This is a genomic window from Kitasatospora sp. NPDC028055 (genome assembly GCF_040637885.1).
Lineage (GTDB): Bacteria > Actinomycetota > Actinomycetes > Streptomycetales > Streptomycetaceae > Kitasatospora.
The window spans coordinates 20,681-33,819 of the sequence record NZ_JBEZXE010000021.1 but is presented as its reverse complement, the minus strand read 5'-3'; the positions used below and the strand labels follow the sequence as shown (position 1 = coordinate 33,819).

The 13,139-nt window shown below is 73.5% G+C and carries 14 protein-coding genes; 5 read left to right on the top strand and 9 right to left on the bottom strand.

The features are described from left to right. Positions 1-18: 18 nt before the first annotated feature. Positions 19-222 carry a cold-shock protein gene (locus tag AB0F71_RS21465; protein ID WP_031068443.1) on the bottom strand — a complete coding sequence of 68 codons (204 nt, stop codon included), beginning with the start codon at positions 220-222 and terminating at the stop codon, positions 19-21. Positions 223-478: 256 nt separating this feature from the next. Here AB0F71_RS21465 and AB0F71_RS21460 point away from each other — a divergent pair, with 256 nt between their 5' ends. Both AB0F71_RS21460 and AB0F71_RS21455 read left to right on the top strand, forming a co-directional pair. Continuing rightward, positions 479-706, top strand: a complete 228-nt coding sequence (locus tag AB0F71_RS21460) for a hypothetical protein (RefSeq protein WP_360236768.1) — start codon at positions 479-481, stop codon at positions 704-706. A 116-nt stretch (positions 707-822) separates the two neighbouring features. Next, a complete protein-coding gene (locus AB0F71_RS21455) occupies positions 823-1,185 on the top strand; it encodes a hypothetical protein (protein WP_360236765.1) in 363 nt (120 codons plus the stop codon). A 138-nt stretch (positions 1,186-1,323) separates the two neighbouring features. Here the strand turns inward: AB0F71_RS21455 and AB0F71_RS21450 are convergent, their stop codons facing one another. Further along, entirely contained in the window at positions 1,324-1,689 is a 366-nt protein-coding gene (locus tag AB0F71_RS21450) for a hypothetical protein (RefSeq protein WP_360236762.1), read from the bottom strand. A gap of 411 nt (positions 1,690-2,100) precedes the next feature. Between AB0F71_RS21450 and AB0F71_RS21445 the strand changes: the two genes are divergently transcribed. Beyond that, complete coding sequence (locus tag AB0F71_RS21445; RefSeq protein ID WP_360236759.1) at positions 2,101-2,304, top strand: cold-shock protein; 204 nt, start codon at positions 2,101-2,103, stop codon at positions 2,302-2,304. A gap of 115 nt (positions 2,305-2,419) precedes the next feature. Here AB0F71_RS21445 and AB0F71_RS21440 read toward each other — a convergent pair whose 3' ends face one another. Both AB0F71_RS21440 and AB0F71_RS21435 read right to left on the bottom strand, forming a co-directional pair. Further along, positions 2,420-2,785 (bottom strand): VOC family protein, encoded by a 366-nt coding sequence (locus tag AB0F71_RS21440; protein ID WP_360236756.1) that lies wholly within the window; start codon positions 2,783-2,785, stop codon positions 2,420-2,422. A gap of 119 nt (positions 2,786-2,904) precedes the next feature. Then, positions 2,905-3,396, bottom strand: a complete 492-nt coding sequence (locus AB0F71_RS21435; RefSeq protein WP_360236753.1) for an Lrp/AsnC family transcriptional regulator — start codon at positions 3,394-3,396, stop codon at positions 2,905-2,907. Between the two features lie 184 nt (positions 3,397-3,580). On the opposite strand from AB0F71_RS21435, the gene AB0F71_RS21430 reads away from it, so the two are divergent. After that, positions 3,581-5,236, top strand: a complete 1,656-nt coding sequence (locus AB0F71_RS21430; protein ID WP_360236750.1) for a histidine decarboxylase — start codon at positions 3,581-3,583, stop codon at positions 5,234-5,236. A gap of 68 nt (positions 5,237-5,304) precedes the next feature. Here AB0F71_RS21430 and AB0F71_RS21425 read toward each other — a convergent pair whose 3' ends face one another. From AB0F71_RS21425 to AB0F71_RS21415, 3 genes are all read right to left on the bottom strand, one after another. Further along, positions 5,305-5,808: an LURP-one-related family protein gene (locus AB0F71_RS21425; protein ID WP_360236747.1), complete on the bottom strand. Its 504-nt coding sequence runs from the start codon at positions 5,806-5,808 to the stop codon at positions 5,305-5,307. A 259-nt stretch (positions 5,809-6,067) separates the two neighbouring features. After that, the gene (locus tag AB0F71_RS21420; RefSeq protein ID WP_360236744.1) at positions 6,068-6,298 is read right to left on the bottom strand and encodes a hypothetical protein; all 231 of its coding nucleotides are present in this window, start codon (positions 6,296-6,298) and stop codon (positions 6,068-6,070) included. A 69-nt stretch (positions 6,299-6,367) separates the two neighbouring features. Beyond that, the gene (locus AB0F71_RS21415) at positions 6,368-7,051 is read right to left on the bottom strand and encodes a LuxR C-terminal-related transcriptional regulator (protein ID WP_360236741.1); all 684 of its coding nucleotides are present in this window, start codon (positions 7,049-7,051) and stop codon (positions 6,368-6,370) included. Between the two features lie 167 nt (positions 7,052-7,218). Between AB0F71_RS21415 and AB0F71_RS21410 the strand changes: the two genes are divergently transcribed. After that, entirely contained in the window at positions 7,219-10,500 is a 3,282-nt protein-coding gene (locus tag AB0F71_RS21410; protein WP_360236738.1) for a cytochrome P450, read from the top strand. A gap of 103 nt (positions 10,501-10,603) precedes the next feature. Here AB0F71_RS21410 and AB0F71_RS21405 read toward each other — a convergent pair whose 3' ends face one another. Both AB0F71_RS21405 and AB0F71_RS21400 read right to left on the bottom strand, forming a co-directional pair. Then, positions 10,604-11,488 carry a S1 family peptidase gene (locus AB0F71_RS21405; protein ID WP_360236735.1) on the bottom strand — a complete coding sequence of 295 codons (885 nt, stop codon included), beginning with the start codon at positions 11,486-11,488 and terminating at the stop codon, positions 10,604-10,606. 195 nt (positions 11,489-11,683) lie between these two features. After that, complete coding sequence (locus tag AB0F71_RS21400; protein WP_360236733.1) at positions 11,684-13,123, bottom strand: amidase family protein; 1,440 nt, start codon at positions 13,121-13,123, stop codon at positions 11,684-11,686. Between the last annotated feature and the right edge of the window lie 16 nt (positions 13,124-13,139).

Genomic DNA, 13,139 nt, shown 5'->3' with positions numbered 1-13,139 from the left:
CGGGTGCCGTGGCAGAAACTACAGCGGACGAATGTTCTCGGCCTGCGGGCCCTTCTGACCCTGCGTGACGTCGAACTCGACCTTCTGGCCCTCGAGCAGCTCACGGAAGCCGTTGGCGTTGATGTTCGAGTAGTGGGCGAAGACGTCCGGGCCGCCGCCGTCCTGCTCGATGAAGCCGAAGCCCTTTTCCGCGTTGAACCACTTCACAGTGCCATTAGCCATAAAAAATCTCCTTCAAGGGGCTGTCCGAAGCGTGCACAGCGCGCGCTTCGAGTCGCCGCGATGAGCACCCACCCGGGAAAGACCCGGGAAACAAAAATGCGCCTGCGAAACATCAGCAGGCGCACACAAAGTTCATGGGAACCACTACTGCAACTGGAACGAGCCTAGCAGGCTTGGGCCCGCCGTGGGGGGATGACTTCGAAACCGGGTGCGCCGAAACGGCCCGGCCGCGCGTTTTCGGCGCATACTGCAGGCAATGACGAAATCTGCAGCAGTCCGCCGCGTCCTGCCCGCCAGCCCCTTCAAAGCCCGGACCGAAGCCCCGCGCAAGCACTTCGCCGTCGGTGACCGCGTGACCCACGACACCTACGGCCTCGGCTGGGCCATCGGCGTCGAGGGTGACAGTGACATCGCGGTACTCGTCGACTTCGGAACGCGACGGGAACGCATCACCCAGCCGTACACCACGATGTTCAAGCTCTGACCCGGCGGTGCGGCAGCGCTCGCGGCGCGCCGCCGCACCGCGAGCGCTGCCGGAAACCGCCGTGGCCGCCGGGCCGCCCCTGGGCGCCGAGGCGGCATTGTCGTAGCCTGGGGCGCATGTCGAACCCCGACGGGCTGCTCGTCGACATCGCCGCGATGGTCGAGTCCGAGCACAGCAACCAGATGTCCCTGACCGTGGTGGTCCCCGGAGCCGTGATCACCGGCCGGCTCGCGCCGGTGACCTTGTGGCTGGAGCGGGTGGCGGAGGTCCTCGAGGCCTCAGAACACCTGAAGCCGTTCGCCGCCCTCTTCGCCCCACCCGCCGACGGGGCGCCCGAACGGCCCACCCATCTGCACCTCCATCGGGCGAAGATCCTCCAGGGTGACTTCGGGCTTCCCCACACCGGTGGCATGTACCGCATCGCCATCGAGGACGTCAGCAGTTGGACGGTCGGGGACCTCAGCTACTCCGACTCCTGACAGCCACGGTGGGCGAAGCGGCCGCCAGGCTCGGCGCCCGGGTCTCCCCGGTCGGCGGCCTGGCGGCCGCTCGCGCTTGCGGCCGCTCGCCCTTGCGGCGCGGCGGATCTGACGCCAGGCCGGGCGCACGTCACCCGGTCAGGGCCGGTCCGTGGCCTGCGGCGGGCTCCCCGGCCACACTTCGAACGCCTGTGAGAATCCCGTCGGCGGTCCGGCGCGGAAGCGGGCACGGATCAGCGCCTCGACCTTGACGACGGCATCGGCCCGGCCGCTGAGTTCCACTCTCACCGCGTCGGTGCCGGCCGCGGCGAGGGCGACCGGGCGGGCGGGGGCTTCCTCGACCGGCGCCGACGTGTCCACCTGCCAGCGGGTGCGGACGACCTGATCGGCGGGTGAGACGTAGTCCCCCGCGCCGCCGGGGCCGGGGACGGTGGTCAGCCGGAACGACTGCCCGACCGTGTCCGCGACCACGTTCGCCGCGGCGGGCGCGCCGGAGATCGACATGTGCGCCATGGCACTCGGTTCCCGTGTGCCACCGGTACTGGTCATCGCTCTCCTCCGAGGTCGGCTTCCCTCCCAGGGTGTGCCGGTGCGAGACCCCGCGCATCCGTTCGGCGGGGGTGAGTCCCGTTCGGGTCCGCGGGCATCGGCGGCTCGCCGCGCCCGGGGTGCGTAGGGGTGCGTAGGGGTGCGTACGGGTGGCAGGGATGTGCCGCCGCGTGTCCGGTGCGCGGTTCCCTGGCAGGGGGAGCCCCCGCGGTGTAACGTTTTGATCAAGCAGTCGTGGTTCCGAAGTTCTCGCCCGCGGTTACGTGCCGTGGGCGTTTTTGCTGTTTCGACGCCTCTCCGGACCAGGGCGATCACCTCCGGGCCCGCATCGGCGGGACCCGGTCAGTTCCCGTGAAGGAGGAGCGCATGGCTACCGGCACTGTGAAGTGGTTCAACGCGGAGAAGGGCTTCGGTTTCATCGAGCAGGACGGCGGCGGCCCCGACGTGTTCGCCCACTACTCGAACATCGACGCCCAGGGCTTCCGTGAACTCCAGGAGGGCCAGAAGGTGTCCTTCGACATCGTGCAGGGCCAGAAGGGCCCGCAGGCCGAGCACATCCGCCCGGCCTGACCTCGGCACCTGAGCGGGTGCCCCGCACGTACCCGCGTGCGGGGCACCTGTGCGTCTGCGCCGGATCGTCGGCGGCCGCGGGCCCCGCGACCGGCCGTAGGGCCGAACCGCCGTGCTACCGCGGCGACATGACTTCGTAGAGGTTCCCGGCGTCATCGGTGAAGTACAGCCCGCGGGCGCACAGCGGGTGGTCGGTCCGGCCGTTGTCGGGCTCGCGGGGATCGTCGCCGTACGGCACCCCGGCGGCCCGCAGCCGGTCGAGTATCCCGTCGAAGGTCTCCGGGTCCACGTCGAAGGCCAGGTGGTGGCCGGACGGGTCCTCCGTCGTCAGGAAGTCCAGCGTCAGCGAGTCGTTCACCCGCACCGGCGCGAAGTGCCGGTCGGGGCCGGGGTAGTCCAGGCCCATGACGGAGGCGAAGAAGCGCGCCGCCGCCTCGTTGTCGACGGCCGGGACGATGGTGTGGTTCAGCGAGATGGGCATGCTCCGCCTTCCTGGGGCGACTGGTCGTCAGGGTGTCGAGTCCTACCACGCGGCCAGGGCGGGATCGGTTGCGTCCGCACCAAACTGACGGTCCGTCGGGCGGGCGCGCGGGCCGGCCGTCAGGGGCCGGGGGCGAGGTAGCGGCGGCCCGGTATCTGTTCGAAGATCAGGTTGGTGCGGGTCTGGGCCACCGCGGGGTGGGTGGTGAGGTGGTCGACGACGAAGTCGCGCAGGGACTCGGGCCCGGCGACGCCGACGTGCAGCAGGTAGTCGTCCGAGCCGGCCATGTGGAAGACGGCGAGGACGCCGGGCAGGTCGGGGGCGGTGCTGCGGAAGCTCTCGTTCTGCTCCCTGGTGTGGGCGCGCAGCCGCACCGAGATCATCGCCTGGAGCGGCAGGCCGATCGCGGCCGGGTCGAGTTCGGCGCGGAAGCCGCGGATGATGCCGCGCTCCTGGAGGGCGCGGACCCGGGCCAGGCAGGTGGAGGGGGCGATGCCGACGGCGGCCGCGAGGGCGTTGTTCGGGAGGCGGGCGTTGTCGGCCAGGGCGCGGACGATCGCCCGGTCGACGTCGTCGAGGGCTGCCCGCCTGGCCTGCGGATTGTTCGGCATGCCTGCCAGGATCCCAGGCCGTTCCGCAGATTCGCAAACCTGATCGACCTGGAACCGAATGTTCTTCGGAAGGGCTTCCCTCGGGTGTCCAAAAGTTCCATCCTTACCGACGGTCCTCCCCGGCACCCAGGGTGACGGTGGCGACCTCCCGTCGTCGTCCCCGCACCTCCGGAGCGCCCCGCCCATGAGTCCGACCGCCTTCCCCGCCGCCGCGACCGCCGTCGACCCCGGTCCGGAGCTGGACGGCGGCGACTTCGCCCTCCCCGAGGGCGGCCTGGACGAGGCCGGGCGGCTGCGCGCGCTCGACGCCGTGGACGAGTACCTGACCCGCAAGCGCAAGCACCTGGTCGGCTACCAGGCCACCCAGGACATGCAGGGCACCGCGCTGGACCTCGCCCGGTTCCTGCCGAACAACATCAACAACCTCGGCGACCCGTTCCAGAGCGGCGGCTACAAGCCCAACACCAAGGTCGTCGAACGGGCCGTGCTCGACTACTACGCGAAGCTCTGGCACGCCGAGCGCCCGCACGACCCGGCCGATCCGGAGTCCTACTGGGGCTACATGCTGTCCATGGGCTCCACCGAGGGCAACATGTACGCCCTGTGGAACGCCCGGGACTACCTGAGCGGCAAGGCGCTGATCCAGCCGCCGACCGAGCCCCTGGACGCCGTGCGCTACGTCAAGGCCGACCCCGACCGGCGGAACCCGAACGCCCACCACCCGGTGGCGTTCTACTCCGAGGACACCCACTACTCCTTCGCCAAGGCCGTCGCCGTGCTGGGCGTGGAGACCTTCCACGCCGTCGGCCTGGAGAAGTACCCGGACGAGTGCCCGCTGGTCGACCCGGTGACCGGCCGCCGCGACTGGCCCACCGAGGTGCCGTCCCGCCCGGGCCCGTCCGGCCTGTCCTGGGACGGCTCCGGCGAGATAGACGTCGACGCCCTCGCCGTCCTGGTGGAGTTCTTCGCCGCCAAGGGCCACCCGGTCTTCGTCAACCTCAACCTCGGCAGCACCTTCAAGGGCGCCCACGACGACGTCCGCGCGGTCTGCGAGCGGCTGCTGCCGATCTTCGAGCGGCACGGGCTGGTGCGGCGCGAGGTCGTCTACGGCAGCTGCGAGCGGACCGGGCGCCCGCTGGTCGACGTGCGCCGCGGCTTCTGGATCCACGTGGACGGGGCGCTCGGCGCCGGCTACGCGCCGTTCCTGCGGATGGCCGCCCAGGACCCGCAGGCGTACGGCTGGACGCCGGAGGCGGAGCTGCCCGAGTTCGACTTCGGACTGCGGCTGCCCACCGCCGGGCACGGCGAGCTGGACATGGTCTCCTCGATCGCGATGAGCGGCCACAAGTGGGCCGGCGCGCCCTGGCCGTGCGGCATCTACATGACCAAGGTGAAGTACCAGATCTCGCCGCCGTCCCAGCCCGACTACATCGGTGCGCCGGACACCACCTTCGCCGGCTCCCGCAACGGGTTCTCCCCGCTGGTCCTCTGGGACCACCTGTCCCGGTACTCCTACCGCGACCAGGTCGGCCGGATCCGCGAGGCCCAGGAGCTCGCGGCCTACCTGGAGCGGCGCCTGGTCGCCATGGAGCGGGAGCTCGGCGTCGAGCTCTGGCCGGCCCGCACCCCGGGCGCGGTCACCGTGCGGTTCCGCAAGCCGAGCCCGGAGCTGGTGGCCAAGTGGTCGCTGTCCTCCCAGGACGTGGTGATGGTCCCGGGCGACGAGAGCACCCGGCGCAGCTACGTGCACGTCTTCGTGATGCCCTCGGTGGACCGGGCCAAGCTGGACGCCCTGCTCGCCGAACTCGCCGAGGACCGGGTGGTGCTGGGCACCTCCTGACGGAGGGCGTCGTCGGAGCGGAATCCGTTGTCGGAGCTGAGGGCGGCCGTCGGAGTGGAGGGCCGCCGTCAGAGGTTGGTCAGCCGGTCGCCCTTGGCGTCCTGGAGCACGTGGTCGACGCAGACCGCGAGGACGACCAGCAGCAGGGCGTCCCGCTGCTCCAGGACGTCGACGGCGTAGGCGTCGCGGACGGTGAACCAGCGCCGGGAGACGTGCGCCAGGGTGGTGCCCTCGTGCTGGATGTCGAACTCGCGGTCCCACAGGTTGCCGTTGACCCGCAGCCGGCGGCCGTCGCCGAGGCGGACCTTGAAGCGGTCGCCGAAGAGCGTGAACATCTTCTTGCTGATCTTGGCGGTCGGCTGGCCGTTCTGCTTGATCAGCAGGGTGTGGTGGATCGTGAAGGCCTTGCGGACGATGCTCGCGACGTGCTCGCCGCGGGTGTCCTCCAGGGCGAAGGTGCGGCGCAGCCGGAAGAACTTCCGGTTCACGCGGTAGAGCTTCTCCCGGTGCTCGGTCTCTATCCAGGCCTCTTCGTGGAAGGCGAACATGCGGTCGCGGACCAGGTAGCGCACTGTGGGTCCCCCCGTGGTGGTGCCGCCGGCCCCCGTGGCGCGGCGCGGCCCAGAGCGTAGCGGCTGGTCAGCGCGGGGGAGGGGCGGGGGGTGGTGGCTTTACCGGTCCGCTACCGGGCTGCGACGATCCGCTGACGCGGCGGTGACCCGACGGTGACACCGGGCCGCGCGGCGGGCGTCGGCGGGTGGATCTCCAGGGCCTCGGCGGGTGGATCTCCAGGGCCCCGGCGGGTGGGTGTCCAGGGCGCCGGCGGGTGGGTCAGGCGATGCCCTGCCCGTCGATGTCCGCCCCCCACTGGTCCTCGCCGACGGCGCCCACGCAGTAGCCCCCGCCCTGCACGGTGCCGCCGGCCTCCTGGCACTGCTCGGCGGTGACGTCGGCGGGGAGCACGGCGGCGGTGGCGGGCGCCGCGCCCGCGAGGGCGAGTACGGCGGCGGCGAGCGGGACGGTGAGCGGGGCGGCCAGACGGGCCGGCGATGAGATGAACATGTGCCTCACAAGAGCACGCGCCGGGGGGTGACGGCCAGTCAGATACGTCCGTTCGCGGGCCCCGGCCCGTCAGTGCGGGTGGGCCGGGGCCGGGGGCCAGGCGTCCGGGTCGAGGACGCCGAGGGCGTAGGCGCGGGCGACCAGGGCGGTGCGGTTGGGGAGCTGCCAGCGGCGGGAGAGGCGGGTCAGGTGGTAGTTGACGCCGTCCGCGGTGAGACCGATCTCCTTGGCGATCCGGGCGGTGGTGGCGCCCCGGGCCGCGGCGGCCAGGATGCGGGCCTCGATCGGGCTGGCCTCCGGGCGCGGGGGCGGCGCCGGGGGCGCCTGGCGGGCGGCCGGTACGGCCAGGGCGCGGAGCGAGAGCAGCATGTTCGGGGTCTGCTCCGGGGTGTCGCTGACCAGGTCGACGGTCATCTCGCCCGTTCGCTCGGTGCCGCCGGCGGGCGTCCAGGACACCCCGACGGAGTACTGCGAGCGGCGGTGCAGCCGGATCGCCTCGGCGAGGGTCTGCAGCGAGGTGTCGTCCCGCAGGGTGAAGTACTCCAGGATCCGGCGGTTGCGCAACTGCCCCGGCAGTCCGCCGAACTCGGCGGCCATCGCACGGTTGACGATCATGATCCGGCCGCCCCACTCGCAGACCGCGATGGGCACCGGGTTGTGGTCCAGCAGGCGCAGCGCCCGGTTGCGCCAGACCACCGCGGCGTCCACGCGGGTGCCCGGCACCGGACCGCAACCGTCGGTCGGTCGCATCATCGTCTCTCCTTCCGCGGCAGCCGCCCACGCCAGATCTGACAGGCCGTGGGCAAGGGTCGGGCAGCCGCCGGCACTACACAATCATGTAGTGATCGCGGCCCGGCGCTCCTGACGAGGGCAGAGAGTGGAGATACCGAGAACTTTCCTGCCGTGGGAGGGACCTACCGATGACCGACACCACGACCGAGGCCGTACCGGCGCCACCGACCGCCGAGGCCATGCCCGCGCTCCGGGCCGGCGCCCAGGCGGAGCCCCGGACCGGGCTCCAGGCCGGGCCCCGGGCCGCCGCCCCGGGCGTCCCGTTGGTGGACATCTCCGACCTGCCGCCGGTCGGCGTCCCCGTGCTGCGCACCATGGAACTCGCCAGAACGCACGGCCCCGCGTTCTTCCAGCGCCTGCACGGCCGCGAGACCCTGATCGTCAGCAGCCTGGAGCTGGTGGAGGAACTGGCCGACGAGGAGCGCTTCACCAAGTCCGTCGGCCCGGCGCTGGAGAACGTCCGGGAGTTCACCGGGGACGGTCTGTTCACCGCGTACAACGACGAGCCGAACTGGGCCAGGGCGCACGACATCCTGATGCCCGCCTTCGCGCTCGGCTCGATGCGCACCTACCACCCGGTGATGCTGGAGGTGGCCCGCCGGGTGATCGGCGCCTGGGACCGCCGCGCGGCCGCCGGGCTGACCGTGGACGTGCCCGGCGACATGACCCGGATGACCCTGGACACCATCGGGCTGGCCGGGTTCGGCTTCGACTTCGGCTCCTTCGAACGGGACGAGCCCCACCCGTTCGTGGAGGCGATGGTGCGCTGCCTGGAGTGGGCGATGACCAAGCTCACCCGGGACCCGGATCTCGACCACCGCGAGCGCGACGCCGCGTTCCGGCGGGACGCCGACTACCTGGCCGGCGTGGTCGACGAGGTGATCGCCGCCCGGGCCGGGAGCGGCGCCGAGGCCGGCCCGGCGCAGGACCTGCTCGGCCTGATGCTCGGTGCCGTCCACCCCTCCGACGGCAGCAAGCTGGACATGGAGAACATCCGCAACCAGGTGATCACCTTCCTGATCGCGGGGCACGAGACCACCTCGGGCGCGCTCTCCTTCGCGCTGCACTACCTGGCCAAGCACCCGTCCGAACTCCGGCTGGTCCAGGAGGAGGTGGACGCGCTCTGGGGCGACCGGGCCGACCCGGAGCCCTCGTACGAGGACGTCGGCCGGCTGCGGTACACCCGGCAGGTGCTCAACGAGGCGCTCCGACTGTGGCCCACGGCGCCCCAGTTCAGCCGGGAGGCGCGCGCGGAGACCCTGCTCGGCGGGCGGATCCCGGTCCGTCCGGGGACGCCGATCTTCGTGCTGACCCCGATGCTGCACCGCGACCCGGCCTGGGGTGACAATCCGGAGCTGTTCGACCCCTCCCGCTTCGACCCGGAGCGCGAGGCGACCCGCTCGCCGCACGCCTTCAAGCCCTTCGGAACCGGCGAACGCGCCTGCATCGGGCGGCAGTTCGCGCTGCACGAGGCGACCATGCTGCTGGGCATGCTGGTCCACCGCTACCGGCTGATCGACCACGCCGACTACCGGCTGACCCTCAAGCAGACGCTCACCATCAAGCCCGACGGCTTCACCCTCGCCCTCGCCCCGCGCACCCCCGCGCCGCTGGCCGGCACCGCCCCCTCCGCACAGGCGGCCCCCTCCGCGCAGGCGGCCCGGGCGGGCCGGCCGGTCGGGTCCGCGTCCGCGGCGGAACGCGCCGCGCGGGTCCGCCAGGGCACCGGCCTGCTGCTCCTGCACGGGTCCAACTACGGTGCCAGCCGGGAGTTCAGCCGCCAACTCGCCGACGTCGCGGCCGAACTCGGCTGCGACACCGCGATCGCGCCGCTCGACGCCTACGCCGACGGGCTGCCCACCGACCGCCCGGTGGTGATCACGGCCGCCTCCTACAACGGCCAACCCACCGACGACGCGGCCGAGTTCGTCCGCCGACTGCGCGAGGCCCCGGACGGCGCGGCCGACGGCGTCGAGTACGCGGTGCTGGGCATCGGCGACCGGACCTATGCCGCCACCTACCAGCGCGTCCCCACCCTGATCGACGAGCGGCTCGGCGCCCTCGGCGGCACCCGGCTGCTCGCCCGCGCCGAGGCCGACGCCTCCGGTGACCTGGCCGGTACGGTACGGGAGTTCACCGAGGCGCTCGTCGAGCTGCTGCTGACCCGGCACGGCGACGCCGAGGCGGTGGCCCCGCCCCGGGAGGAGGCCGGGTTCACCGTGACCGAGCTGGTCGGCGGCCCGCTGCACGCGCTCGCCACCCGGCACGGCATGAGCGAGCTGACCGTCACCGCCGTCGACAGCCTGACCGACCCCGGCTACCACCGGGTGAAGCGCCTGGTCCGGCTCGCCCTGCCGGACGGCACCGACTACCGGACCGCCGACCACCTGACCGTGCTCCCGGCCAACGACCCGGCCCTGGTGGAACGCGCCGCCGCGCTGTTCGGCGCCGAACTCGACACGGTGCTCGGGATCGTCGCCCACCGGCGCACCGGCCCGGCCGTCGACCGCCCGCTGACCGTGCGCGAACTGCTCACCCACCACGTCGAGTTGCAGGACCGCCCCACCGCCGAACAGCGCGCCGTGCTGGCCGGGCTCAACCCGTGCCCGCCCGAGCAGGCCGCGCTGCGGGCGCTGCCCGCGGACGACCCGCGCACGCTGCTCGACCTGGTCGAGGACCACCCGGCCCTGCGGGAGGCGCTGAGCTGGCCGGTCCTGCTGGACCTGCTGCCGCCGATCCGGCCGCGGCACTACTCGATCTCCTCCTCGCCGTCGGTCGACGGCGACGAGATCGACCTGATGGTCTCGGTGCTCAGCGCGCCCGCCCGCTCGGGCCGGGGCACCTTCCGGGGCACCGGCTCCGGCTACCTCGACCGGCTGGCCGTCGGCGACACCGTGCTGGCCCGGGTCCAGCCCTGCCGGGAGGCGTTCCGGATCGGCCACCGCACCCCCGTGGTCATGATCGCGGCCGGCACCGGCCTGGCGCCCTTCCGCGGCGCCGTCGCCGACCGCCGCGCGCTGCTCGGCACGGGCGCCGAGCTGGCCCCGGCGCTGCTGTACTTCGGCTGTGACGCCCCGGACGCCGACTACCTGCACCGGGCCGAGCTGGAGGAGGCCGAGCGGGCCGGCGCCGTCTCGATGCGGCCCGCGTTCAGCGAGCGGCCGCAGGACGGGCGGCGCTTCGTCCAGGACCGCATCGCGGCCGAGGCGGCGGAGGTCTGGGAGCTGCTCGCCGCCGGGGCCGAGGTGTACGTGTGCGGCGACGGCGCCCGGATGGCGCCCGGCGTGCGGGAGGCCTTCCGGGCGCTCTACCGGGAGCGCACGCCGGGGGCGGACGAGCGGCAGGCGCAGGACTGGCTGCAGGGCCTGGTCGAGGCGGGCCGCTACGTCGAGGACGTGTACGCGGGCTGAGGGCCCGTTCGGCGCGGGACGGCCGCCCGGCCGCTGCTCGGATCGAGCGGCGGCCGGGCGGCCGGTGTGTCAGTGGACCGGGTGCGGCGGTAGGCCCGGGGTGTCAGTAGACGCTGACGTCGTACGCGGCGAGGGCCGCGTTCACCGGCTGGAAGAAGGTCGTCCCGCCGGTGGTGCAGTCCCCGCTGCCGCCGGAGGTCAGACCGAGCGCCTTGTCGCCCTCGTACAGCGGGCCGCCGGAGTCACCCGGCTCGGCGCAGACGTCGGTCTGGATCAGGCCGCGGACCGTCCCGCCGCCGGTGTAGCGGACGGTGACGTCGAGTCCGGTGACGGTGCCGGTGTGGGTGCCGGAGGTCGAGCCGGTGCGGGTGACCGCCTCGCCCACGTACGCGTCGGGGGCGGAGCTGAACCCGCCGGGGTGGTCGAGCGCTTCGTTGTCGTAGCGGACCAGCGCGTAGTCGTGGCCGGGGAAGGTGGAGGCGACGGTTGGGCCGATCCCGGTGCGGTGGGCGCTGTCCGCGTACCAGGTGGCGGCGACGTTCCCGCAGTGCCCGGCGGTGAGGAAGTAGTGGGCGCCGCTGTCGACCACGTTGAAGCCGAGCGAGCAGCGGTAGCGGCCGCCGTAGACGGCGTCGCCCGCGGCCAGCAGCGGGGTGAAGCGTCCGGGGACGCGCTGGACGGTCAGGGCGGGCGCGTCGGGGCCGACGGCGTGCACGAGTTCGGCGAGTGCGGCCGGGGAGACGCTGCTGTCGGCGGTCACCACGACCCGGCCGCCGGCCCGGTCGACGTACCAGGCCGTCCCGTCCACCTCGGCGTTCAGGACGGCGTCGCTGACCGCGGCGAGCCGCTCGGCGGCGGCGGTGCGGGTGGGCGCGGTGGCGCGGGCGGGCACGGCGGCGGCGCCGGGCGCGGAGGTGGCGAGGGTGGTGGCGGTCAGCAGGGCGAGCAGTGCGGCGGTCCCGGGGATACGGGCGGTGGTCCTGCGCATGGTCCTCCTCCTGGGGGCGGGCCCTGGGGGGCCGGGCCTCCGGGAGCAGCACGGGATGAGCTGCTCCTGACAGGCGCTGTCCGGAAGTATGAGGAGCAGGACGGTTCCGGTACAGCCTTTCTCGGACGGCGTCGGAGGCGTGGTCCCGGCGTGCGGATGCGCCGGTGCGACGCGGTTCGGGTCAGTGCGCCGTGCTCATGGGCACCGGAGGACGGCGTCGACCCGGGCGGCCGTGGCGAGCAGTTCACGGTCGGCCAGCCGGCGCCCGATCAGTTGGACGCCGACCGGGGCGGAGCCGGTGACCGGGAGTGGGATCGTCACCGAGGGCAGGCCCGCGGTGGCCGCCGGGGAGGTGTTGCGGATCAGGGTGTGGAAGGTGGGCGCGTCCCGGCCGTTGAGCGGGAGGCTGTCCTCGTACCGGCGCAGTGGCCGGGCGCACACCGGGACGGTCGGGCTCAGCAGCGCGTCCAGGCCGTGGGCGGTGAACAGTTGGGCGTAGGCCTCCTGGAGGGTGCGGCGGGTGGCGAGCGCACTGCGCAGGCCCGCCTCGCCCGGGTACCCGGGGGAGCCGGGCAGGGCGGTGGCTCCGAGCAGCGCCGCGAGGTCCGGGTCGCCGACCGCGGCGATCAGCTCGGCCGGGCCGACCCCCGCGCCGTGCTCCGTCAGGTAGCGGCCCAGGGCGGTGGCGAACTCGCCGAAGACCAGCGGGAATCCGATCCGGGCGTCGTACTCGACCAGGTGCGCCGTGTCCACCGGCACCCACGTGGTCCGCGCGGCGGTGAGGCGGTCGAGGGCCTGCTCCCAGGCCGTACGGACCGCGGCTTCCAGGTCCTCGGCGAACACCTGCCTCGGCAGGCCGAGGCGCAGCGGGCGGGCCGGGGCGGCGGGGGTGTCGGCCGTGCCGGTGGCTCCGGCGGTTCCGCGCGCTCCGGTGGTTCTGCGGGCTGCGGTGGCTTCGCGGGCTCCGGTGACGAGGGCGTCCAGCGTGGTGAGGCGGTCCAGCGTGCGGGCCATCAGGCCGGGGGTGTCCCGGGTGGTGGACAGCGGGGTGACCCCCGCCGAGGAGTAGCGCCCGGCGCTGGGCCGCAGGCCGTAGACGCCGTTGAGCGCGGCCGGGATGGTGACCGACCCGCCGGTGTCGGTGCCGAGCCCGGCCTCCGCCACGCCCACCGCCACCGCGACGGCCGTACCGCCGCTGCTGCCGCCCGCGAACAGGGCCGGGTCGGTGGCGTTGCCGACCGCGCCGAAGGTGTGGTTGCACGAGGTGGCGCCCAGGGACAGCTCGTGCATGTTCGTCTTGCCCAGCACGATCGCCCCGGCCGACCGCAGCGCCGCCACCACGGGTGCGTCGGCGGTGGGCACGAAGTCGGCGAGGGCCGGGGTGCCGGCGGTGTTGGGCAGGCCGGCGACATGGGTGTTGTCCTTGACGACCAGGGACCACGGCGTCGGGCCGCCGCCCCGGGCGTCACGGCGGGCGTCGCTGCGGGCGGCCTGCGCGAGCGCCCCCTCGGCGTCGAGCGTGATGAAGGCGTTGAGGTGCGCGACGGCGGCGGCGCGGTCCAGCGCGGCCGCCACCAGGTCGTGGGCGCGGCCCGGGCCCCGTCCCTGGCCGGAGGTGGTGTGCGGCTCGGCCATGGGGGTCGGCTCCTTC

Bases quoted from the DNA above. Each gene is read 5' to 3' on its own strand.
- AB0F71_RS21435 (WP_360236753.1), bottom strand. From the start codon at position 3,396: ATGCCGAACAATCCGCAGGCCAGGCGGGCAGCCCTCGACGACGTCGAC.
- AB0F71_RS21405 (WP_360236735.1), bottom strand. From the start codon at position 11,488: ATGCGCAGGACCACCGCCCGTATCCCCGGGACCGCCGCACTGCTCGCC.
- AB0F71_RS21465 (WP_031068443.1), bottom strand. From the start codon at position 222: ATGGCTAATGGCACTGTGAAGTGGTTCAACGCGGAAAAGGGCTTCGGC.
- AB0F71_RS21420 (WP_360236744.1), bottom strand. From the start codon at position 6,298: ATGTTCATCTCATCGCCGGCCCGTCTGGCCGCCCCGCTCACCGTCCCG.
- AB0F71_RS21440 (WP_360236756.1), bottom strand. From the start codon at position 2,785: ATGCCCATCTCGCTGAACCACACCATCGTCCCGGCCGTCGACAACGAG.
- AB0F71_RS21455 (WP_360236765.1), top strand. From the start codon at position 823: ATGTCGAACCCCGACGGGCTGCTCGTCGACATCGCCGCGATGGTCGAG.
- AB0F71_RS21415 (WP_360236741.1), bottom strand. From the start codon at position 7,051: ATGATGCGACCGACCGACGGTTGCGGTCCGGTGCCGGGCACCCGCGTG.
- AB0F71_RS21400 (WP_360236733.1), bottom strand. From the start codon at position 13,123: ATGGCCGAGCCGCACACCACCTCCGGCCAGGGACGGGGCCCGGGCCGC.
- AB0F71_RS21460 (WP_360236768.1), top strand. From the start codon at position 479: ATGACGAAATCTGCAGCAGTCCGCCGCGTCCTGCCCGCCAGCCCCTTC.
- AB0F71_RS21450 (WP_360236762.1), bottom strand. From the start codon at position 1,689: ATGTCGATCTCCGGCGCGCCCGCCGCGGCGAACGTGGTCGCGGACACG.
- AB0F71_RS21430 (WP_360236750.1), top strand. From the start codon at position 3,581: ATGAGTCCGACCGCCTTCCCCGCCGCCGCGACCGCCGTCGACCCCGGT.
- AB0F71_RS21445 (WP_360236759.1), top strand. From the start codon at position 2,101: ATGGCTACCGGCACTGTGAAGTGGTTCAACGCGGAGAAGGGCTTCGGT.
- AB0F71_RS21410 (WP_360236738.1), top strand. From the start codon at position 7,219: ATGACCGACACCACGACCGAGGCCGTACCGGCGCCACCGACCGCCGAG.